This is a genomic window from Streptomyces sp. NBC_00094 (assembly GCF_026343125.1).
Lineage (GTDB): Bacteria > Actinomycetota > Actinomycetes > Streptomycetales > Streptomycetaceae > Streptomyces.
Genome location: NZ_JAPEMB010000001.1, coordinates 1,727,255 through 1,747,912, shown reverse-complemented (window position 1 = coordinate 1,747,912; position 20,658 = coordinate 1,727,255). Strand labels below are relative to the sequence as shown.

Annotated in this window: 14 protein-coding genes; 11 read left to right on the top strand and 3 right to left on the bottom strand. The window is 72.1% G+C overall.

What is annotated here, in order from left to right; all coding sequences use genetic code 11:
* Positions 1–37: 37 nt before the first annotated feature.
* The 3 genes from recN (at position 38) to OG580_RS07465 (ending at position 3,738) form a co-directional block, all read left to right on the top strand.
* Positions 38–1,789 carry a DNA repair protein RecN gene (gene recN / locus OG580_RS07475; protein ID WP_267042847.1) on the top strand — a complete coding sequence of 584 codons (1,752 nt, stop codon included), beginning with the start codon at positions 38–40 and terminating at the stop codon, positions 1,787–1,789.
* Positions 1,786–2,529, top strand: coding sequence for a hypothetical protein (locus OG580_RS07470; RefSeq protein WP_267042846.1), 744 nt, complete (start codon positions 1,786–1,788; stop codon positions 2,527–2,529). Before recN ends, OG580_RS07470 begins: the two co-directional genes overlap by 4 nt.
* Before the next feature lie 108 nt (positions 2,530–2,637).
* Positions 2,638–3,738, top strand: a complete 1,101-nt coding sequence (locus OG580_RS07465) for a glycosyltransferase family 4 protein (RefSeq protein ID WP_267042845.1) — start codon at positions 2,638–2,640, stop codon at positions 3,736–3,738.
* A 142-nt stretch (positions 3,739–3,880) separates the two neighbouring features.
* Here OG580_RS07465 and OG580_RS07460 read toward each other — a convergent pair whose 3' ends face one another.
* Positions 3,881–5,503 (bottom strand): PucR family transcriptional regulator, encoded by a 1,623-nt coding sequence (locus OG580_RS07460; protein WP_267042844.1) that lies wholly within the window; start codon positions 5,501–5,503, stop codon positions 3,881–3,883.
* A gap of 162 nt (positions 5,504–5,665) precedes the next feature.
* Between OG580_RS07460 and OG580_RS07455 the strand changes: the two genes are divergently transcribed.
* Both OG580_RS07455 and OG580_RS07450 read left to right on the top strand, forming a co-directional pair.
* Positions 5,666–7,180 carry an APC family permease gene (locus tag OG580_RS07455; RefSeq protein ID WP_267042843.1) on the top strand — a complete coding sequence of 505 codons (1,515 nt, stop codon included), beginning with the start codon at positions 5,666–5,668 and terminating at the stop codon, positions 7,178–7,180.
* Between the two features lie 28 nt (positions 7,181–7,208).
* On the top strand, positions 7,209–8,864 hold the full coding sequence (locus OG580_RS07450; protein ID WP_267042842.1) for an NAD(P)/FAD-dependent oxidoreductase: 1,656 nt from the start codon (positions 7,209–7,211) through the stop codon (positions 8,862–8,864).
* A 23-nt stretch (positions 8,865–8,887) separates the two neighbouring features.
* Here the strand turns inward: OG580_RS07450 and OG580_RS07445 are convergent, their stop codons facing one another.
* Positions 8,888–10,270 carry an FAD-binding oxidoreductase gene (locus OG580_RS07445; protein ID WP_267042841.1) on the bottom strand — a complete coding sequence of 461 codons (1,383 nt, stop codon included), beginning with the start codon at positions 10,268–10,270 and terminating at the stop codon, positions 8,888–8,890.
* 162 nt (positions 10,271–10,432) lie between these two features.
* On the bottom strand, positions 10,433–12,196 hold the full coding sequence (locus OG580_RS07440) for a glycoside hydrolase family 15 protein (RefSeq protein WP_267042840.1): 1,764 nt from the start codon (positions 12,194–12,196) through the stop codon (positions 10,433–10,435).
* A gap of 576 nt (positions 12,197–12,772) precedes the next feature.
* Here OG580_RS07440 and OG580_RS07435 point away from each other — a divergent pair.
* From OG580_RS07435 to OG580_RS07410, 6 genes are all read left to right on the top strand, one after another.
* On the top strand, positions 12,773–14,431 hold the full coding sequence (locus OG580_RS07435; RefSeq protein ID WP_267042839.1) for a CTP synthase: 1,659 nt from the start codon (positions 12,773–12,775) through the stop codon (positions 14,429–14,431).
* 120 nt (positions 14,432–14,551) lie between these two features.
* Positions 14,552–15,178: an NUDIX hydrolase gene (locus tag OG580_RS07430; protein ID WP_267042838.1), complete on the top strand. Its 627-nt coding sequence runs from the start codon at positions 14,552–14,554 to the stop codon at positions 15,176–15,178.
* Positions 15,179–15,437: 259 nt separating this feature from the next.
* On the top strand, positions 15,438–17,423 hold the full coding sequence (locus OG580_RS07425; protein ID WP_267042837.1) for an AAA family ATPase: 1,986 nt from the start codon (positions 15,438–15,440) through the stop codon (positions 17,421–17,423).
* Between the two features lie 147 nt (positions 17,424–17,570).
* The gene (gene ald / locus OG580_RS07420; protein WP_267042836.1) at positions 17,571–18,686 is read left to right on the top strand and encodes an alanine dehydrogenase; all 1,116 of its coding nucleotides are present in this window, start codon (positions 17,571–17,573) and stop codon (positions 18,684–18,686) included.
* Positions 18,687–19,135: 449 nt separating this feature from the next.
* A complete protein-coding gene (locus tag OG580_RS07415; protein WP_267047927.1) occupies positions 19,136–20,161 on the top strand; it encodes a ParA family protein in 1,026 nt (341 codons plus the stop codon).
* Positions 20,146–20,646, top strand: a complete 501-nt coding sequence (locus tag OG580_RS07410; RefSeq protein WP_267042835.1) for a hypothetical protein — start codon at positions 20,146–20,148, stop codon at positions 20,644–20,646. The genes OG580_RS07415 and OG580_RS07410 overlap by 16 nt, the downstream gene beginning before the upstream one ends.
* The last annotated feature ends 12 nt before the right edge of the window (positions 20,647–20,658 follow it).

Genomic DNA, 20,658 nt, shown 5'->3' with positions numbered 1-20,658 from the left:
CCCGGGGCGATGTCGCATCGGACCGGGGAAACCTCGTATGGTCTGGGGCGTGCTGGAGGAGATGCGGATACGGTCGCTCGGGGTCATCGACGACGCGGTGGTCGAGCTGTCGCCCGGCTTCACCGCGGTGACCGGTGAGACCGGTGCGGGCAAGACCATGGTCGTGACCAGTCTGGGATTGCTGCTCGGTGGACGGGCCGACCCGGCCCTGGTGCGGATCGGCGCGGCCTCGGCCGTCGTCGAGGGCCGGATCAGGGTGCCCGCGGGCGGGTCCGCCGCCGTACGCGCGGAGGAGGCCGGAGCGGAGCTCGACGAGGGCGTACTCCTCGTCAGCCGCACGGTCTCGGCCGAGGGACGCTCACGGGCCCACCTCGGCGGGCGCTCCGTGCCCGTCGGGCTGCTCGCGGAGCTCGCCGACGAGCTCGTCGCCGTCCACGGCCAGACCGACCAGCAGGGCCTGCTCAAGCCCGCCCGGCAGCGCGGTGCGCTCGACCGGTACGCGGGCGAGGCCGTCGCCGGCCCCCTCGCCGCGTACGGCGAGGCGTACCGGCGGCTGCGCGCCGTCACCGGTGAGCTGGACGAGATCACCACCCGGGCCCGCGAGCGGGCCCAGGAGGCCGATCTGCTGCGCTTCGGGCTCGGCGAGATCGAGGCCGTCGCCCCGCGCGCCGGAGAGGACGTCGAACTCGCCGCCGAGGCGGAGCGGCTCGGTCACGCCGAGGCCCTCGCCTCCGCCGCCGCGCTCGCGCACGGCGCGCTCGCGGGCAACCCGGAGGACCCGGAGGCCGTCGACGCGACGACCCTGGTCGCGGGTGCGGTCCGGGCCCTGGAGGCCGTACGGACACACGACGCGGCGCTCGCCTCGCTCGCCGACCGGATGGGGGAGATCTCCATCCTGCTCGGGGACGTGGCAGGGGAGCTCGCCGGGTACGCCGACGACCTGGACGCCGACCCGCTGCGGCTCGCCGCCGTCGAGGAGCGGCGCGCGGCCCTCACCCAGCTCACCCGGAAGTACGGGCGGGACGGCGAGGATACGGCGGCCGTCCTGGCCTGGGCGGAGGAGGGCGCGGACCGGCTCGGGGAGCTGGACGGCGACGACGACCGCATCGAGGAACTGACCGCCGAACGGGACCGGCTGCGCGACGAGCTGTCCGTCCTCGCCCAGCGGCTCACCGACGCCCGTACGGAGGCCGCCGACCTGTTCGCCGACGCGGTCACCGCCGAGCTCGCCTCGCTCGCCATGCCGCACGCGCGCGTGTCCTTCGAGATCAGCCAGACCGAGGACCCGGAGGGCGTCGAGGTCGGCGGGCGGCGGGTCGTCTACGGGCCGTCCGGGGCCGACGAGGTCGAGCTGCTGCTCGCCCCGCACCCCGGCGCGCCGCCGCGGCCGATCGCCAAGGGCGCCTCGGGCGGTGAGCTGTCCCGGGTGATGCTCGCGGTGGAGGTCGTCTTCGCGGGGACCGATCCCGTGCCGACGTACCTCTTCGACGAGGTCGACGCGGGCGTCGGCGGCAAGGCGGCCGTGGAGATCGGGCGCCGGCTCGCCAAGCTCGCCAAGACCGCGCAGGTCGTGGTCGTCACCCACCTTCCGCAGGTCGCGGCCTTCGCCGACCGGCAGTTGCTCGTCGAGAAGACCAACGACGGCTCCGTGACCCGGTCCGGCGTCACCGTCCTGGAGGGCGAGGAGCGCGTACGGGAGCTGTCCCGGATGCTCGCAGGCCAGGAGGACTCCGAGACGGCCAGGGCGCATGCCGAGGAGCTCCTCGCCACGGCCCGGGCGGACGCGTGAGGCGTGACCTGGGGCGGATCGGTACGTTCGCCGCGGCTTTCGGCGCGACCCGACTCGCGTACGGGCAGCTGAGGCGGCGCCCGCCGGGGAACCCGCGGAGCTGGGAGCGGGTCAACCACGCGGGCCGGCCGGTCGTCCTCCAGGCCGGTGCGGCGGCCGCGTTCGGCTCGGCGGTCGCCGTCGCGCCCCTCGCGCCGGGCGCGGCGCTGGCCGTCGCCGCGTCAGCCGTCTGCGGGCGGTACGACGACCTGCGGGGTGACCATCGGCGCGGCTTCCGGGCACATCTGACGGCGCTTCGGGACGGCGAGGTGACCAGCGGGGCCGTCAAGCTCCTCGGCATCGGCGCGGCCTCCCTGGTGGCCGGGGCGCTGCTCAAGGAACGGCCCCTGGACAAGGTCCTCGCCGGAGTCGTCATCGCCGGCAGTGCCCACCTGGTGAACCTCGTGGACGTACGGCCGGGGCGGGCGGGTCTGACCGTGCTCGCGCTCGGCGCGCCGGGGCTGCTGCGAGGGTCGCTCGCCGCCGCCCCGATGGGGGCCGCAGCGGCGGTCCTGGGTGAGGACCTCGGGGAGCGTACGATGCTCGGCGACATGGGGGCGCACGCGCTCGGTGCGGGCGTCGGTGGTGCGATCGCGGCCGGGAACGGGCGGTTCGGGCTTGCCGCGCACGCGGTGGGGCTGGTCGCCGCCGCGGTGTGGGGGGAGCGGGGCGCCGCCTCGTGCGCTCACCCATGTGAGTGAACCCTGGGCCGGTCCGGGACGGTGAACGCCTTCCGTACAGGGGAACGACGCCACATCGGTGCCGGAACGTGCGTACGGTCGGGGGTCCGGGCTGGCATCCTTGGGCGCGTGACTCAGCTCCGTACGGTCCAAGTGCTGGGCGGCGGCAGCGCGGGCAGCAGCTCTCACGTCCGATCACTCGCCTCGGGGCTGGTGGCGAGGGGCGTGCGGGTGACCGTGTGCGCCCCGGCAGGACTCGACCGTCTCTACGACTACCTCGGCGCCGGCGCGCACTTCGTGCCCCTGCCGCGCCTCGGCGACCCCGCGACCGTCACCGCGCTCCGTAACGCCTGCATCGGCGCGGACGTGGTGCACGCGCACGGGCTGCAGGCCTCTGTGCGAGCCGCGCTCGCGTTGTCGGCGCCGCCCTGCGGGGCCTCCGGTGGCGGGCGTACGCCTCTCGTGACGACCTGGCACAGCCGGAACCATCTGGACGGGGCGCGGGGCGGGGTGCAGCGGCTCCTGGAACGGAGGACGGTGCGGGCCGCGTCCGTCGTCCTCGGCACGTCCTCCGAACTCGTCGACCGGGCCCGGCGGCGCGGGGCCCGGGACGCCCGGCTCGCGCCCGTCACCGTGCCGGCCGCACGCGGGCCGGTCTGCCTCCACGACGGCAAGGCCCGCGCCGAACTCGGCGCGGTCGACCGGCCGTTGCTGATGGCGGTCGGGGCGCTCGAACGAGGGCGGGGGTACGGGACGCTGCTCGACGCGGCGCGGGAGTGGCGGGACCTCGATCCGCAGCCGCTGCTCGTCATCGCGGGGGAGGGGCGTGAACGGGCCGCGCTCCAGCGGCGGATCGCGGCGGAGGGGCTCGCGGTGCGGCTGATCGGGCGGCGCGACGACGTCGCGGAGCTGCTTGCCGCGGCGGACGTCGCGGTGCTCCCGTCGCGTCGGGAGGCGCGCTCCCTGCTCGCGCAGGAGGCGCTGCGGCTCGGTGTGCCGCTGGTCGCGACGGCCGTCGGCGGGGTGCCGGAACTCGTCGGGGACGCGGCGGAACTCGTGCCGTACGGGGACGCGGGCGCGCTCGCGGGGGCCGTGCGGGGGCTGCTGGAGGACGCGGACCGGCGGATGGATCTGGCGGCGGCGGGGCGGGTGCAGGCGGGGACGTGGCCGACGGAGGACGACACGGTCGCGCATGTGCTGAGCGTGTACGACGAGTTGGCGGGGCGGTGACCTGGTGGGGCGGGGAGGGTTCTTCTCCCCCGCCCCGCCCCGCCCCACCCCTGCCCGACCCCTGCCCGAAGCTCTGAGCTCTGAGCTCTGACGAGACCGTGCCCGCACCCTTCACGCGCCTCCGGTCCTCCGGCGGGTGCGGTTACGTCGCGTGGCGGCGGGCTCTGAGGGCCAGGGACAGGGCCAGGACCGTCTGCGGGTCGTCCAGGTCCGTGCCCAGGAGTTCGGAGATGCGGGCCAGGCGGTTGTAGAGGGTCTGGCGGTTGAGGTGGAGTTCGCGGGCCGTCTCCGCCTTGCGGCCCGCGTGGGCCAGGTACGTCTCCAGGGTGGGGAGCAGCGGAGGGCGGGAGGTGCGGTCGTGGTCGCGGAGCGGGCCGATCGCTCGGTCCACGAAGGCCGCGAGGTCCGGGTGGTCCCGGAGGCGCCACAGCAGCAGGTCGATGTCGAGGCGGCGGGCGTCGTACCAGGGGAGCTCCGAGAGGCCCTGCGCGGCCGTCGCCGTCTCCGCCGCGTGCCGCAGGCCCGCCGAGGCCGCCGCCCAGCTTCCGGCGACGCCCACGACGACCACCGGAGGGTGGACGCCGGCGCGTTCCAGGCCTGCCCGCTCCACGCCCGCGCGGAGCGCCGCCGCGACCCGGTCCGCGACGGCCGTGCGCTCCGACTCCGAGCGCAGGCCGAGGAGGAGGGGGACCCGGCCCTCCACCGGGCGGACGCCCAGGAGGACCGGGACGCCGACGGAGGAGAGTTCTTCGAGGACCGCTCGGGCCAGGAGGGCCCAGTTGCCGGAGGGGGAGAGTTCCGAGGCCAGGCGCATGACGACCGGCAGCAGGGGGCCGTCGCCCGGCTTGAAGCCGAGGACGCGGGCCTGGGCCGGTGCCGCTTCGGCCGTGATCCGGCCCTCCGCCAGGTCCGTCAGGAAGTCGCCCCGGCCGCGCGCGGCCAGCTCCTCCTCCTGGCGCGCCTGCATGAGGACGACCGCGAGGATGCCGGCCGCCCGCTCGGCCGCCATCCGGTGGACGGGGGAGAGGGCGCCGGAGACCGCGAGGAGGACCAGACGGGCCCGGACCGAACCCGTACCGGGACCGCCGCCCGGCACGTCGACGAGGACCGTACCGGTGGGCGGGCCGGACTCGCGGGCCGCGCGCTGGCCGCGCAGTCCGTCCCAGACCTGGAGCGGGTCGGCGGGGCCGGACTCGGTGCCCGCCGCGTACAGGAGCTGTCCGTCGGCGGTCTCCAGGAAGACCGGGTTCGCGGCGAAGTCGGAGAGGATGCGCAGGACCTGCGGGACCCCGCCGCCGCCGAGCAGGGCCTCCGTGCACTGCCGGTGGACCTCCTCGGCCTGGCGGAGGAGCGCGTAGTGGCCGTTGACGATCTCGGTGTGGATCTCCTCCGTGACGGCCACGAAGGGGACCTCGCGGTGCAGCTGCACCAGGGGCAGACCCGACGCCCGCGCGGTCTCCACTATCGTCGCCGGGAGCCGGGCGAAGCGCGGGCCCAGCTCCACCACGAGCGCCGCGATGCCCCGGTCCGCGAGCCGGCGGACGAAGGCCCGCTGCTCGGCCGGCCGGGTCCCGAGGCCGAGCCCCGTGGTCAGCAGCAGCTCGCCGCCCTTGAGCAGCGACGCGATGTTCGGTACCTCACCGGCGTGCACCCAGCGCACCGTGCGGTGCAGCCGGTCCGCCCCGGCGACGACCTCCGGGAGCCCGCTGCGCAGCCCCGGAAGTTCGAGGGCCCGCTGCACGGTGATCCCGCCCTGATTGTCCATGGGGCCGGACGCTACCCCGCGTCCGTGTTCCCGTGACATCACCCCAGGGTTACGGGACCGGACACTTCGTACACCAGGGCGACAACTCGTCGCCCCGTGGCGTGAATTGTGCGACCTCATGTCGATTGTGGCCTGCGTCACACGCGAGGATGCTCTCGCGCCATGGCAAAGAACTCCACCCCAGAGGTCCACCGACTGAAGGCGAATTCCGTCGGTCTTGTCGGCGTCGTCTTCATGGCCGTGGCCACCGCGGCCCCGATCACCGCGATGACGGGCAACCTCCCCATCGCCGTCGGTTTCGGCAACGGCACCGGCGCGCCCGCCGGATATCTCTTCGCGACGCTCGTCCTGACCGTCTTCTCGGTCGGCTATGTCGCCATGGCCAAGCGGATCACGGCCGCCGGCGCTTTCTACGGCTATATCTCGCACGGCCTGGGCCGGATCGCCGGCATGGCCTCCGGCATGCTCGCGGTCCTCGCGTACATCGTCTTCGAGGCCTCGATCGTCGGTGTCTTCGCGTACTTCACCAAGACGACGGTCGCCGACCAGCTCGGTGTCGACCTCCCGTGGATCCTGTACGCGGCGGTCATGCTGGCCGTGACGGCCGTCCTCTCGTACTTCGACATCAACCTGACCGCCAAGGCGCTCGGAGTGATGCTGATCGCCGAGATCGCGGTCCTCTTCGCGGTCGCCACCGCCGTGCTGATCGCCGGCGGCGGCCCCGACGGCATCCCGGTCGAGCCCATCAACCCGATGAACGCCTTCACCGGCACCTCCGCGGGACTCGGCCTCTTCTTCGCCTTCTGGTCCTGGGTCGGCTTCGAGTCGACCGCGATGTACGGAGAGGAGTCGCGCAACCCGAAGAAGGTCATCCCGCGCGCCACCCTGATATCCGTCATCGGCGTCGGCCTCTTCTACATCTACGTCTCCTGGATGACGATCGCCGGCAACGGCCTCACCGAGTCGGTGAAGCTGTCGGCCTCCGCCAGCCCGCTCGACCTCTTCTTCGCCCCCACCCAGTCCTTCATCGGCGCCTGGGCCGTCGACGCCTTCCAGTGGCTTCTGCTCACCGGCTCCTTCGCCTGCGGCATGGCCTTCCACCAGTGCGCCTCGCGCTACCTGTACGCCATCGGCCGCGAGGGCTTCCTCCACCCGGCGCTCGGCCGCACCCACGCCAAGCACGGCTCGCCGTACATCGCCTCCTACGTGCAGAGCGCGATCGCGGTGGGTCTCGTCGTCGCCTTCTGGCTCACCGGCCAGGACCCCTACATCCACCTGTACACGCTGCTCGCGATCCTCGGCACGATGGCGATCCTCATCGTCCAGACCCTCTGCTCCTTCGCCGTCATCGGCTACTTCCGCAAGAACCACCCCGAGGACCGGCACTGGTTCAGGACCCTCACCGCGCCGCTCCTCGGCGGCATCGGCATGATCGCCGTCGTCGTCCTGCTGATCATGAACCTGGAGACCGCGGCCGGTCTCGCCGCCGACTCCCTCTTCTTCAAGGCGATCCCCTGGATCGTCGGCACGGTCTTCTTCGGCGGCCTCGGCCTCGGCTTCTACCTCAAGGCCAAGCGGCCCGAGCGGTACGAGATCATCGGCCGCGTCGTCCTGGAGGACGCCACCGAGCGCGCCGACGAAGAGGTTCCCGTCCCCGCCGCCGTACCCCAGAGCTGAATCCCCCTCTTCCTCCCAGGAGCGCCCCATGGCACGCACCAACCCGATGCACCTCCTGAAGCGCCTCGCCGCCGAGCACGCCGATGCCCGTCGGCTCGACATCCCCGTCGACGAACTCAGAGGCATGAGAGCGGACGCCCTCGGGCGCCGGTCCCTGCTCAAGTACGCGGCCGCCGCCGGTGTCGCCGTCGGCGCCGGCGGGGCCGTCGGCCTGGGCGGGGCCGCACCCGCCCACGCCGCCGCCACCCTGGACCCGCCGGTCCAGAGCACCGCCCGGATCGCCGTCGTCGGCGCCGGTATCTCCGGCCTCACCGCCGCCCTCACCCTCCAGGACGCCGGCCTCAGCCCCACGCTCTACGAGGCCAACCCGTCCCGGGTCGGCGGCCGCATGTGGACCCAGCGAAGCCACTGGGCCTACGGCCAGACCTCCGAGATCGGCGGCGAGCTGATCGACACCAGCCACAAGAAGATCCTGGAGCTCTGCCGCCGATTCGACCTCGACGTCGAGGACTTCCTCGGCGGCGGGCCCAACGGGGCCGAGGAGGTCCTCTGGTTCGACGGCGCCTACTACCCGCGCCACCAGGCCGACGAGGACTTCAACGGGGTCTACCAGGCACTGCGCCGCGACCTCTCCGAGGCGGGCGAGGTCTTCTGGAACCAGACCACCCCCACCGGCACCGCCCTCGACAACATGTCCGTGTACGAGTGGATCGAGACCCGCGTCCCCGGCGGCCACTCCTCGCCGCTCGGCAAGTTCATCGACGTCGCCTACAACGTCGAGTACGGCGCCGACACCACCGAACAGTCCTCGCTCGCGCTCGTCCTGCTGATGGGCTACCAGACCAATCCGGGCAACTTCAACATCTGGGGCCTGTCCAACGAGCGGTACCACATCGTCGGCGGCAACGACCAGCTCCCGAACGCCATCGCCGGGGCCCTCACGTCCGGCACCCTGCGCCGGGGCTGGTCCCTGACCGCCGTACGGGCCAACGCCGACGGCACCCAGACGCTGACCTTCAACGAGGCCGGCGCCACCCGGACGGTCACCGCCGACCACACGATCCTCTGCCTCCCGCTGCCGGTCCTCAAGCAGCTCGACCTGTCCCTCGCGGGCTTCGACCCGCTCATGCGGAACCTGCTGCGGGACGCCCGCATGGGCGACTGCACCAAGCTCAACATGCAGTTCGGCACCCGTCCCTGGCGCGGCACCGGCCCCTGGCCCGGCGTCTCCGCCGGAGACTGCTTCACCGACAGCGAGGTCCAGCAGACCTGGGACACCACCAAGGTCCAGGGCGGCACCGGCGGCATCCTCATCCAGTACGGCGGCGGCAGCCTGGCCAGGAACCTGAACCCGGCCGGGCCGTTCTCCACCGAGTCCGACCCGTACGTGCGCAGCCTCGTCACCCGCTACCTCGCGGGCATCGACGCCTTCTTCCCCGGCACCTCCAGGGCGTACAACGGCCGGGCCCAGCTCTCCGCCTGGCACAAGAACCCGTACGCGCTCGGGGCGTACTCCTGTTGGCCCGTCGGCTATCTCCACCGGTACGCCGGGTACGAGGGCAAGGCCCAGGGCAACGTCCACATCGGCGGCGAGCACTGCAGCTACGACTTCCAGGGCTTCATGGAGGGCGGGGCCACGGAGGGCGAGCGCGCCGCCAAGGAGGTGATCGACGCGCTGAGGTGAGCCTCGGATGCCGGGGGTGAGCCTCAGCCGGCCGGCGCGATGTTCTGGTTGAAACGGAACACGTTGCCGGGGTCGTACGCGGCCTTCACGGCGGCGAGCCGGCGGTAGTTCTCCTCACCGAAGGAGGAGACGATCCGCTGCTCGCCCTCGGCACCGATGAAGTTCAGGTACGTCGCGTCGAGGGCCCACGGTCGCACGTCGGCCCGCACGTCGTGGACCCACTGCTTCGCCTGCTCGTCGTACGCGGGGTCCTCCCAGGTCGCGAACGGGTGCACCGCCCAGGGGGCGGTGCGCCACGGCTGCGGGTACCGGGAGGCCCCGGCGGCCACGGCCCCGCCCATCAGGAACAGCACGTGCTGGGTGGCGGTCGACGCCGGGATCCGCGCGCCGCGGTCGCAGAAGGTGTCCACGGCCTCGTCGGGGAAGTCCGTCAGATACTCGGCCGACCAGTAGTTCCGCAGCCCGGGAGGGTCGTCGAGCATCGTCTGCAGGTCCACGTACGGGATGTCCGTGACGACCTCGACCACCGGCTTCAGCGCGAACAGCGGCGCCGCGAACTCACGGAGTTCGGAGACCGGGCCGGTGTACGTGAACAGGGCCCCGCAGACCAGCTTGCCGACCAGTTCCTCGGGGACGAACGGCTCCGGGGGCGCCGGCATGTAGATGGCGCCGCCGCCCATCTCGTCCGGCGCGCGGGCGCCGAGATCGCGGAAGGTGCGCACCACCTCGGGCGCGTCGTCGGGCAGGAAGAACAGCATCGCGACGCTCATCCGGGGCAGCGGGTGCAGCCGCAGCGTCAGTGAGGTCGCCACCCCGAAGTTGCCGCCGCCGCCGTGCAGCGCCCAGAACAGCTCCGGGTTCTCCTCGGCGTCCGTGTGGACGTGCTTGCCCTCGGCGGTGATCAGGTCGGCGGCGAGCAGGTTGTCGCTGGCAAGACCGAACTTCCGCTCCAGCCAGCCCGAGCCGCCGCCCAGCGTGAAGCCGCCGACGCCCGTGGTGGACACCCGCCCGCCGGTGGTCGCCACGTGGAACGGCTGGCACGCGTGGTCCAGGTGGGCCATGGTCGCCCCGCCCTCGACCCGTACCGTCATGTCCTCCGGGTCCACGACGACGCCGTGCATCCGGCGGAGGTCGACGACCAGCGCGCCGTCGATCATGGAGGTCCCTGCGACGCTGTGCCCGCCGCCGCGTACCGCGATCGGCAGCTCCGCCTCGCGGCCGAACAGGATCGCGTTGGACACGTCGGCCTGGGTGGCGCACTGGGCGATCACCGACGGGCGCCGGTCGATCATGCCGTTGTGCAGCGCCCGTGCCTCGTCGTAGACCGGATCGCCGGGGGTGATCACCTCACCGGCCAGGTCCTCGACGAGTCCGGCCAGGGCGCTTTCGGAGACATGGGGACCCATGGGAGCCCCCCTTTCGTACGGGGGGACGGGACCTTCTCATCGTAGGTCCGGGTTCCGTCCCCCGCGCGGGGCCGCCCAGGGCCCCTGTCCGGCGGATCAGGGCCTGGGCCGCGGCGCCAGGGCCTGTCCGGTGGGTCAGGGCCTGGGCCGCCTGGCGCCCCGCTAGCCGCCGTACGCCCCGCTCGCCGTCAGACGCAGCGCGGTGTCGATCAGCGGGACATGGCTGAACGCCTGGGGGAAGTTGCCCACCTGGCGCTGGAGCCGGGGGTCCCACTCCTCGGCGAGCAGCCCGAGGTCGTTGCGGAGGGAGAGCAGCTTCTCGAAGAGCGTGCGGGCCTCGTCGACCCGGCCGATCATCGCCAGGTCGTCGGCGAGCCAGAACGAGCAGGCGAGGAACGCGCCCTCGTCGCCCTCCAGGCCGTCGACCCCGGCCTCCTCGCCGGCCGTCGGGTAGCGCAGCACGAAGCCGTCCTCCGTGGACAGCTCCCGCTGGATCGCCTCGATCGTGCCGATGACCCGCTTGTCGTCCGGCGGCAGGAAGCCCATCTGCGGGATGAGGAGCAGCGAGGCGTCCAGCTCCTTGGAGCCGTACGACTGCGTGAAGGTGTTCCGCTCCTTGTCGTACCCCTTCTCGCAGACGTCCCGGTGGATCTCGTCGCGCAGCTCGCGCCAGCGCTCCAGCGGGCCGTCGGCGTCCCCGGACTCGATGAGCTTGATGGTGCGGTCGACGGCGACCCAGGCCATCACCTTGGAGTGGGTGAAGTGGCGGCGCGGGCCGCGGACCTCCCAGATGCCCTCGTCGGGCTGGTCCCAGTGGGTCTCCAGGTACCGGATCAGCTTCAGCTGGAGCAGCGAGGCGTAGTCGTTGCGGGAGAGTCCCGTCATGTGCGCGAGGTGGAGGGCCTCGGTGACCTCGCCGTAGACGTCCAGCTGGAGCTGGTTGGCGGCGCCGTTGCCGACCCGGACGGGGCCGGAGTTCTCGTACCCCGGGAGCCAGTCGAGCTCCGCCTCGCCGAGCTCCCGCTCGCCGGCGATGCCGTACATGATCTGGAGGTTCTCGGGGTCGCCGGCGACGGCGCGGAGCAGCCAGTCCCGCCAGGCACGGGCCTCCTCGCGGTAGCCGGTGCGCAGCATGGAGGAGAGGGTGATCGCCGCGTCCCGCAGCCAGGTGTAGCGGTAGTCCCAGTTGCGGACGCCGCCGATCTCCTCGGGCAGCGAGGTGGTCGGCGCGGCCACGATCCCGCCGGTCGGCGCGTACGTCAGCGCCTTCAGGGTGATCAGCGAGCGGACGACCGCCTCCCGGTAGGGGCCGTGGTACGTGCAGTGCTCGACCCACTCGCGCCAGAAGTCGGCGGTCGCCTCCAGCGAGCCCTCCGGGTCGGGCAGCGCCGGCGGCTCCTTGTGAGAGGGCTGCCAGGAGAGCGTGAAGGTGATCCGGTCGCCGGGCGAGACGGTGAACTCGGAGTACGTGGTGAGGTCCTCGCCGTGCGTCTCCGCGTCCGTGTCCAGCCATACGGAGTCGGGCCCGGCGACGGCCACCGTGCGCTCGCCCACCTTGTGGACCCAGGGCACGATCCGGCCGTAGCTGAAGCGCATCCGCAGCGCGGAGCGCATCGCCACGCGGCCGGTGACGCCCTCCACGATCCGGATGATCTGGGGGGCGCCGTCACGCGGCGGCATGAAGTCGGTCACCCGGACCGTGCCGCGCGGGGTGTCCCACTCGGACTCCAGGACGAGCGAGTCGCCCACGTACCGACGCCGGTCGGCGGGGGCAGCCTCGGCGTCCTCGGGTCCGGCGGGGCCGACCCGCCAGAACCCGTGTTCCTCCGTACCGAGCAGCCCCGCGAAGACCGCGTGGGAGTCGAAGCGTGGGAGACACAGCCAGTCGACACTGCCGTCCCGGCAGACCAGGGCGGCGGTCTGCATGTCTCCGATGAGTGCGTAATCCTCGATGCGCCCGGCCACGTGCTTCACTCCAGTCGAACGGCCACGTCCGCCCCGTGGGGCGCTTGCTCCAGCTGCGCCGGCTGGGTGTCAGCCGGGCCTGTGTGTGTCAGCGGTCTAGGGATCGTCGACGAGCTGTCGGTCCGGTCGGGGATCTCTCCCGGGCACCGAGCCCTGGGGGTGGAGGGCGGGGTGCCGCCGGCCGGCCTGCTCGGCGGGCCATGTCCGTGCAGGATACGTCGCACCCTAGTGACACGGTGATCACGCGGGTAACGCCGCTGCTCCGATCGGGTGAACAGGATTCCCGTGCCGGCCACCCCACCGCACCTCGTCGAACAGGACCCGCCCCGTCCCTCCGTAGCCGTCCGTGAACACCCGACTGCCGCGTGTGGCCGGAAGCGGTCTCCCGATGTCGCTGATACCCTGGTACCCCGTGGACCGGTGGGAAACGGCGACAGCCGAGGACCCCGAAACCGCAGCGACGGCACCCCCCGATTCTTCCGGAGGGGAAGCCGGTACGCACCTCCAGAACGCGACCACGGGAGCCCCCTCTTGGCGATGCCGCCCAACACCACGACGACCAAGCACATCTTCGTCACCGGGGGTGTCGCGTCCTCCCTCGGCAAGGGCCTGACCGCCTCCAGCCTGGGTGCGCTCCTCAAGGCCCGCGGCCTGCGGGTCACGATGCAGAAGCTCGACCCGTACCTGAACGTCGACCCGGGCACGATGAACCCCTTCCAGCACGGCGAGGTGTTCGTCACCAACGACGGCGCCGAGACCGACCTGGACATCGGTCACTACGAGCGCTTCCTCGACGTCGACCTCGACGGCTCGGCCAACGTCACCACCGGCCAGGTCTACTCGCAGGTCATCGCCAAGGAGCGGCGCGGTGAGTACCTCGGCGACACCGTGCAGGTCATCCCGCACATCACGAACGAGATCAAGTCCCGGATCCGCCGCATGGCGACGGACGACGTGGACGTCGTCATCACCGAGGTCGGCGGCACGGTCGGCGACATCGAGTCCCTGCCGTTCCTGGAGACCGTCCGCCAGGTCCGCCACGAGGTCGGTCGCGACAACGTCTTCGTCGTGCACATCTCGCTGCTGCCGTACATCGGCCCGTCCGGCGAGCTGAAGACCAAGCCGACCCAGCACTCGGTCGCCGCCCTGCGCAACATCGGCATCCAGCCGGACGCGATCGTGCTGCGCGCCGACCGCGAGGTCCCGACCGCCATCAAGCGCAAGATCTCGCTGATGTGCGACGTCGACGAGGCCGCGGTCGTCGCCGCGATCGACGCCAAGTCGATCTACGACATCCCGAAGGTGCTGCACACCGAGGGCCTGGACGCCTACGTCGTCCGCAAGCTCGACCTGCCGTTCCGCGACGTGGACTGGTCCACCTGGGACGACCTGCTGGACCGCGTCCACAACCCCGACCACGAGGTCACGGTCGCGCTCGTCGGCAAGTACATCGACCTGCCCGACGCCTACCTCTCGATCACCGAGGCCATGCGCGCCGGCGGCTTCGCCAACAAGGCCCGCGTCAAGGTCAAGTGGGTCACCTCCGACGACTGCAAGACGCCGGCCGGCGCCAAGAAGCAGCTCGGCGACGTCGACGCGATCCTCATCCCCGGCGGCTTCGGCGACCGCGGTGTGAACGGCAAGATCGGCGCGATCCAGTACGCCCGTGAGAACAAGGTGCCGCTGCTCGGCATCTGCCTCGGTCTGCAGTGCATCGTCATCGAGGCCGCGCGGAACCTGGCGGACATCCCGGACGCCAACTCCACCGAGTTCGACCCGGCCACCGCGCACCCCGTCGTCTCCACGATGGAGGAGCAGCTCGCGTACGTCGAGGGCGCCGGTGACCTGGGCGGAACGATGCGCCTGGGCCTGTACCCGGCGAAGCTCGCCGAGGGCTCGATCGTCCGCGAGGTCTACGACGACCAGCCGTACGTGGACGAGCGCCACCGTCACCGCTACGAGGTGAACAACGCCTACCGCGCGGAGCTGGAGAAGAAGGCCGGCCTGGTCTTCTCCGGCACCTCCCCGGACAACAAGCTCGTCGAGTACGTCGAGTACCCGCGCGAGATCCACCCCTACCTGGTCGCCACCCAGGCGCACCCGGAGCTCCGCTCCCGCCCGACCCGCCCGCACCCGCTCTTCGCGGGCCTCGTCAAGGCGGCCGTCGAGCGCAAGACGGGCAAGCCGGCCAAGTAGCACCCGGGCGTTAACGTTGCCGGGGTACGGGTCCTCACGGACGCGTACCCCGGCTTTCGTATGCGGTTCGTAGCATTTCGTATGTGGTTCGTATGTGGTTCGCATGGTGGGAGGACCCAGATGGAGTTGCAGGACACCCCGGAGGAGTGGCGGGTCGTCGCGACGACGACCCCCTTCCAGGGAAAGAAGACCAGTGTCCGCACGGACGACGTGGTCATGCCGGACGGCACGGTCGCCCGCCGCGACTACCAGGTCCACCCCGGCTCGGTGGCCGTCCTGGCCCTCGACGGGCAGGACCGGGTCCTGCTGCTCAAGCAGTACCGGCACCCGGTGCGGCAGAGGCTCTGGGAGATCCCCGCGGGGCTCCTCGACGTGCCCGGCGAGAACCCGCTGCACGCCGCCCAGCGCGAGCTGTACGAGGAGGCCCACGTCAAGGCCGAGGACTGGAGGGTCCTGACCGACGTCTACACGACCCCGGGCGGCTGCGACGAGGCCGTACGGATCTTCCTCGCCAGGGATCTCTCGGAGGCGGAGGGCGAGCGCTACGAGGTCGCCGACGAGGAGGCCGACATGGAGCTGGCGCGGGTGCCGCTCGCGGAGCTCGTCCGCGCGGTCCTCGCGGGCGAGCTGCACAACAACTGCCTGGTCGTGGCCGCCCTGGCGCTGGCCACCGCGCGGGCGGGCGAGGGCGTCGAGGCGCTGCGCCCGGCGGACGCGCCCTGGCCGGCCCGCCCGTTCGCTTCCTAGAGGGAGGGCGTCTTGCCGATCAGGCCGGGCTCGCGGGGCCTGATCGACAAGACACCCCCTAGACCCGCCGGGGTCCGGGCGTGCGTCCCGCCGGGGCGCCCGCCCGTGACCCTGCGGTGTGACCATCCGCTGATCCGATCGGGGGATGCGTCCGCCGCGCTCCACCGAGTCCGTGCCGTGCCCTGAACTACGCTCGGAAACGCCCGTGCGGAGCCCCCCGCGGGATCGGCTCGTGCGCAGGTGGACGGGAGCGTGGCCCGTGACGGATCAGGCGGTGGCGGCGGCCGTGGACCGGCGGTTCTTCGGCCGGCAGCGGGAGCTCAAGGCTCTGCGCGCCGACATCGAGCGGACGGGCCTCGACACCCTCACGGGCCGCAAGGCACCCCGCGCCCGGGTCCTCCTCGTCGCCGGGAAACCCGGCTCCGGCCGTACCGCCCTCGCCGAGGAACTGGCCGGCGGGCTCGCCGACCGGTACCCGGACGGGGTCTTCCGCGCCCGGCTCACCGAGCCCGGCGGCGATCCCGTCCCCACCGCCCGCGTCGCCCAGGAGCTCCTGGCCGCGCTGGGCGTGGCCGAACCCCCCGGCGCCGCCGAGGACGAGCTGACCGAGCTGGTCCGCCACGCGCTCGCCGGGCGCCGGGCCGTCCTGATCCTCGACGACGCCGTCGACGCCGCCCAGGCCGACCCGCTGATCCCCGACAACCCCGACACCCTGGTCGTCGGGGTCTCCAAGGGGCCGCTCACCGGCATCCCCGACGTACGGCCCTGCACGCTCGGCGGACTCGACCCCAAGTCGGCCATCGAGCTGCTCACCGCCTTCACCGGTTCCGTCCGCATCACGGTCGACCCGCAGGCCGCCGAGACGCTGGTCGAGGCGTGCGGCGGGATGCCCGGCGCGGTCGTCCTCGCCGGGGGCTGGCTCGCCGCCCGTCCCAAGGCCTCCGTCGCCGACCTCTCGAAGCAGCTGCGCGGGCTGACCGGCGACCCGCTCACCCGGGCCTTCGTGCTCGCCCACGAGGCGCTGCCGGCGACCGCCGCCCGGATACTGCGATTCCTCTCCCTGGCCCCGCTCGGCCGGGCCGACGCCCACACCGCCTCCGCCCTGGCCGGCTGCTCGGTCTCCGCGGCGGCCACCACCCTCGCCGACTTCGCCGCCATGGGGCTCGTCTCCGGCGGTGACGACGGGCAGTACGAGGTCCCCGGCCATCTCGTCCCCCTCCTTCGCGCCCAGCTGGAGGAGCGCGACCGGCCCGCCGAGGTGCAGCTCGCCCGGGCCAGGATGCTGGAGCGGACCGTACGGCTCCTCCAGTCGTGCCGTGCGGTCACCGAACCCGAGGGCTCGCCGGCCCGCCGGAAGCTGGCCGGGCTGCCGCGCGCCCTGCGCTTCCCGGCCAGGGCCGCAGGGGCCGACTGGCTGCGTTCCCGGCAGCCCGTCCTCCTCGCCTCCGCCCGCCTCGCCGTCGCCGACGGGGAGCTCGACACCCTGGCCCGCCGCCTCATCGCCTCCCTGGTCAGGGCGCTCGCCGCCCACCGGGGCGCCGAGGCCGCGGCCCCCGAGCTGTACGGCCTCCATCAGCTGGTCCTGGACGTGGCCGAGCGCCGCGGACTGCACCGAGAGCGGGCCGCCGCCCTGCTGAACCTGGCCGATCTCGACGCCCGGACCGGACGGACGAAGGACGCTCTGCTGCGATATCGGTTGGCATTGGAGGCCGGAAGGGCAGCAAATGATCCGTACGCGACCGGTCGAGCGATGGAATCCGTAGGTGGCTCCTACCAGGAGCTGGGGGACTGGCAGCGGGCCGGCGACTGGTTCGGGCGGGCGCTCGCCCAGCGTCTGGCCCGGGACGAGCGCGCCGACCAGGCCCGTCTGTACGCCCGCCTCGGCGCCGTACACACCTACGCCGGACGGTACGGCGAGGCCCTGCGGAACTGGCGGGCCGCCGCGGCCGGATATCGCCGGCTCGCCGATCTCCCGGGCCATGCGCGGGCGTTGAGCGAGGTGGCCCGGGTCCAGGAGTACGCGGGGCGGCCCGAGGAGTCGCTGCGGACCTGCGAGGAAGCGGTGGAGTGGGCCCGTCGGGCGGAGGACGCCAGGCTCCAGGCGGCGCTCCAGATGCGGCTCGCCGACACCCTCGACCGGCTCGGCGACCCGGCCGCCGCCAGGCTGCACAGGGCCGCAGCCGAACGATTGCTGGAAACCCAAGCCGCAGCCTACGAAATCCGCAGTGGGTTCGAGAAAGATTAGTACTTTGAAAGGCTAGACACCGGGAACTCCTTCATTAGACTGGGTCCGCCGCGTTCGAACGTGGTCTGCCCCGGTGCGCCGCAGTGCATCCGGGTATGTATCGCAGTGCCCCAGTTATCCCCCCAGATTCAAGGACCGTGATCGACGATGAAGGTCGGCATCCCCCGCGAGGTCAAGAACAACGAGTTCCGCGTGGCCATCACCCCTGCCGGTGTCCACGAGCTCGTCCGCCACGGCCACCAGGTCTTCATCGAGCAGAACGCCGGTGTCGGCTCCTCGATCACGGACGAGGAGTACGTCGCCGCCGGTGCCGAGATCCTCGTCACCGCCGACGAGGTCTGGGCCACCGCCGACCTGCTGCTCAAGGTCAAGGAGCCCATCGCGGAGGAGTACCACCGCCTTCGCAAGGACCAGACCCTCTTCACGTACCTGCACCTCGCCGCCTCCCGCGAGTGCACGGACGCGCTGCTGGAGTCCGGCACCACGGCCATCGCCTACGAGACCGTCGAGACCGCGAACCGCGCCCTGCCGCTGCTCGCCCCGATGTCCGAGGTCGCGGGCCGCCTGGCCCCGCAGGTCGGCGCCTACCACCTGATGCGCTCGGTCGGCGGCCGTGGCGTCCTCCCCGGCGGCGTCCCCGGCACCCACGCCGGCGAGTGCGTCGTCATCGGCGGCGGCGTCTCCGGCTGGAACGCCACCCAGATCGCCGTCGGCATGGGCTTCCACGTGACCCTGCTCGACCGTGACATCAACAAGCTCCGCGAGGCCGACAAGATCTTCGGCACCAAGGTGAAGACGATCGTCTCCAACGCCTACGAGCTGGAGAAGGCCGTCGTCGAGGCCGACCTCGTCATCGGTGCCGTCCTCATCCCGGGCGCCAAGGCCCCGAAGCTGGTCACCAACGAGCTCGTCGCCAAGATGAAGCCCGGAAGTGTCCTTGTCGACATTGCGATCGACCAGGGCGGCTGCTTCGAGGACTCCCACGCGACCACCCACGCCGAGCCGACCTTCCAGGTCCACAACTCGGTCTTCTACTGCGTCGCCAACATGCCGGGCGCCGTCCCGAACACCTCCACCTACGCCCTCACCAACGCCACGCTGCCCTACATCGTGTCGCTGGCGAACAACGGCTGGGTCGAGGCGCTGCGCCGCGACTCCGCGCTCGCCCTGGGCCTCAACACCCATGACGGCAAGGTGGTTTACAAGGAGGTCGCCGAGGCGCACGGCCTCGAGCACCTGGAGCTCCAGACCCTCCTGGGCTGATCCCCGCGGCACCGCCGTCAACGCGTGCCGTCAATGCCACACACCCGGCCGGACCTTGTTCGACAAGGTCCGGCCGGCTGTGCGTCCGGCCATGTCCGGGGGCTCGGGCAACTCGCCTCGAACGTAACCCTTTAACCGTTTCGCACACCCCTGAAACGTGTGGATGCATGCCTGCGCACCCTTGACAGAGACGTGTTCGGTTGCCGACACATCGGGCCGGGTACGGCGGATTGTGTTGCTGCGGAGCGGTGACACGCCATAGAGTCGCCAACCGTCGGCATGGTGCCACGCTGACCTATCGATAAATGTTCCTGGTGACATCCAAGGAGGTAAGACGACTTGTGAATGAGTCGACAATTACTCCCGGGAGCGGTGCGCCAGGTGCTCCGATCGGCTCCGTCGCGGTGCGGACCTTCGCGACGCACCAGCCCATGACGACAGCCCACACGATGAAGACGATGGACGGCCTACACGTGAACGCCACGGCCGGCAACGAGATGGGCCGAGAGTCCACCCACTTCGCCGCCTATGACGAGGTGCCCGAGGGGCACTTCTACGACCCCGACGCCGAGTACGAGCCCGACCCGGAGTACGCGGCCACCCTCGCACCCGACGCTGCCCGCCAGCGCCGCGAGCGGATCGGCCCCACCGGACGGCCGCTGCCGTACTTCCCGATCCCGGGTCCCCTGACCGACCACGGACCCGCGACGATCATCGCGATGTGCAACCAGAAGGGCGGCGTCGGCAAGACCACGTCGACCATCAACCTGGGTGCCGCGCTCGCCGAGTACGGACGACGGGTGCTGCTCGTCGACTTCGACCCGCAGGGAGCCCTGTCGGTCGGCCTCGGCGTGAACCCGATGGAGCTCGACCTCACCGTCTACAACCTGCTCATGGAGCGGGGCATGTCGGCGGACGAGGTCCTCCTCAAGACCGCCGTGCCCAACATGGACCTGCTGCCGAGCAACATCGACCTCTCGGCCGCCGAAGTCCAGTTGGTCAGCGAGGTCGCGCGCGAGTCGACGCTCCAGCGCGCCCTGAAGCCGCTGCTGAACGACTACGACTACATCGTGATCGACTGTCAGCCCTCGCTCGGCCTGCTGACCGTGAACGCCCTGACGGCGGCTCACAAGGTCATCGTGCCGCTGGAATGCGAGTTCTTCGCCCTGCGCGGAGTGGCGCTGCTGACCGAGACGATCGAGAAGGTCCAGGAGCGGCTCAACCCCGACCTGGAGCTCGACGGCATCCTCGCCACGATGTACGACTCGCGGACGGTGCACAGCCGTGAGGTCCTGGCGCGCGTCGTCGAGGCCTTCGACGACCACGTCTACCACACGGTCATCGGGCGGACGGTGCGCTTCCCGGAGACCACGGTCGCCGGCGAGCCCATCACCACCTACGCCTCCAACTCCGTGGGCGCCGCCGCCTACCGCCAGCTCGCCAGGGAGGTGCTCGCCCGGTGTCACGCCGAGTGAGTCTGCCCGGCGCCGACGAACTCTTCCGTACGACCGGGGGGACGGCGCTCCAGTCGTCCTCACCCCGCCGGGGCGTCCCGGCACCGGCGGGCGAGAGCGACAAGACGGCGGCCGAGGGCTCCGCGGAGCATACGGCGGCGGACTCCGAGGCGGCCGAACCGCGCGCCCGGACGGTGGAGCCGGAGGGTCAGGCCCCGAAGCCGGCGAACGCCGCGACGGTGCCGGCCCCGGCGACCCGGCGGCGCGGCGGCCGTACCCCGAACCGACGGCCCAGCGGCCGTGAGCGCCACGACGAGAAGATCACGGTCTACGTCTCCGCCGAGGAGCTCATGGACCTGGAGCACGCCCGGCTCGTACTCAGGGGCGAGCACGGCCTCGCCGTCGACCGGGGCAGGATCGTCCGGGAAGCGGTCGCCGTCGTCCTGGCGGACCTGGAATCCCGCGGCGACGCGAGCATCCTCGTGCGCCGTCTGCGCGGCCGCTGACGGTAGCCTGCG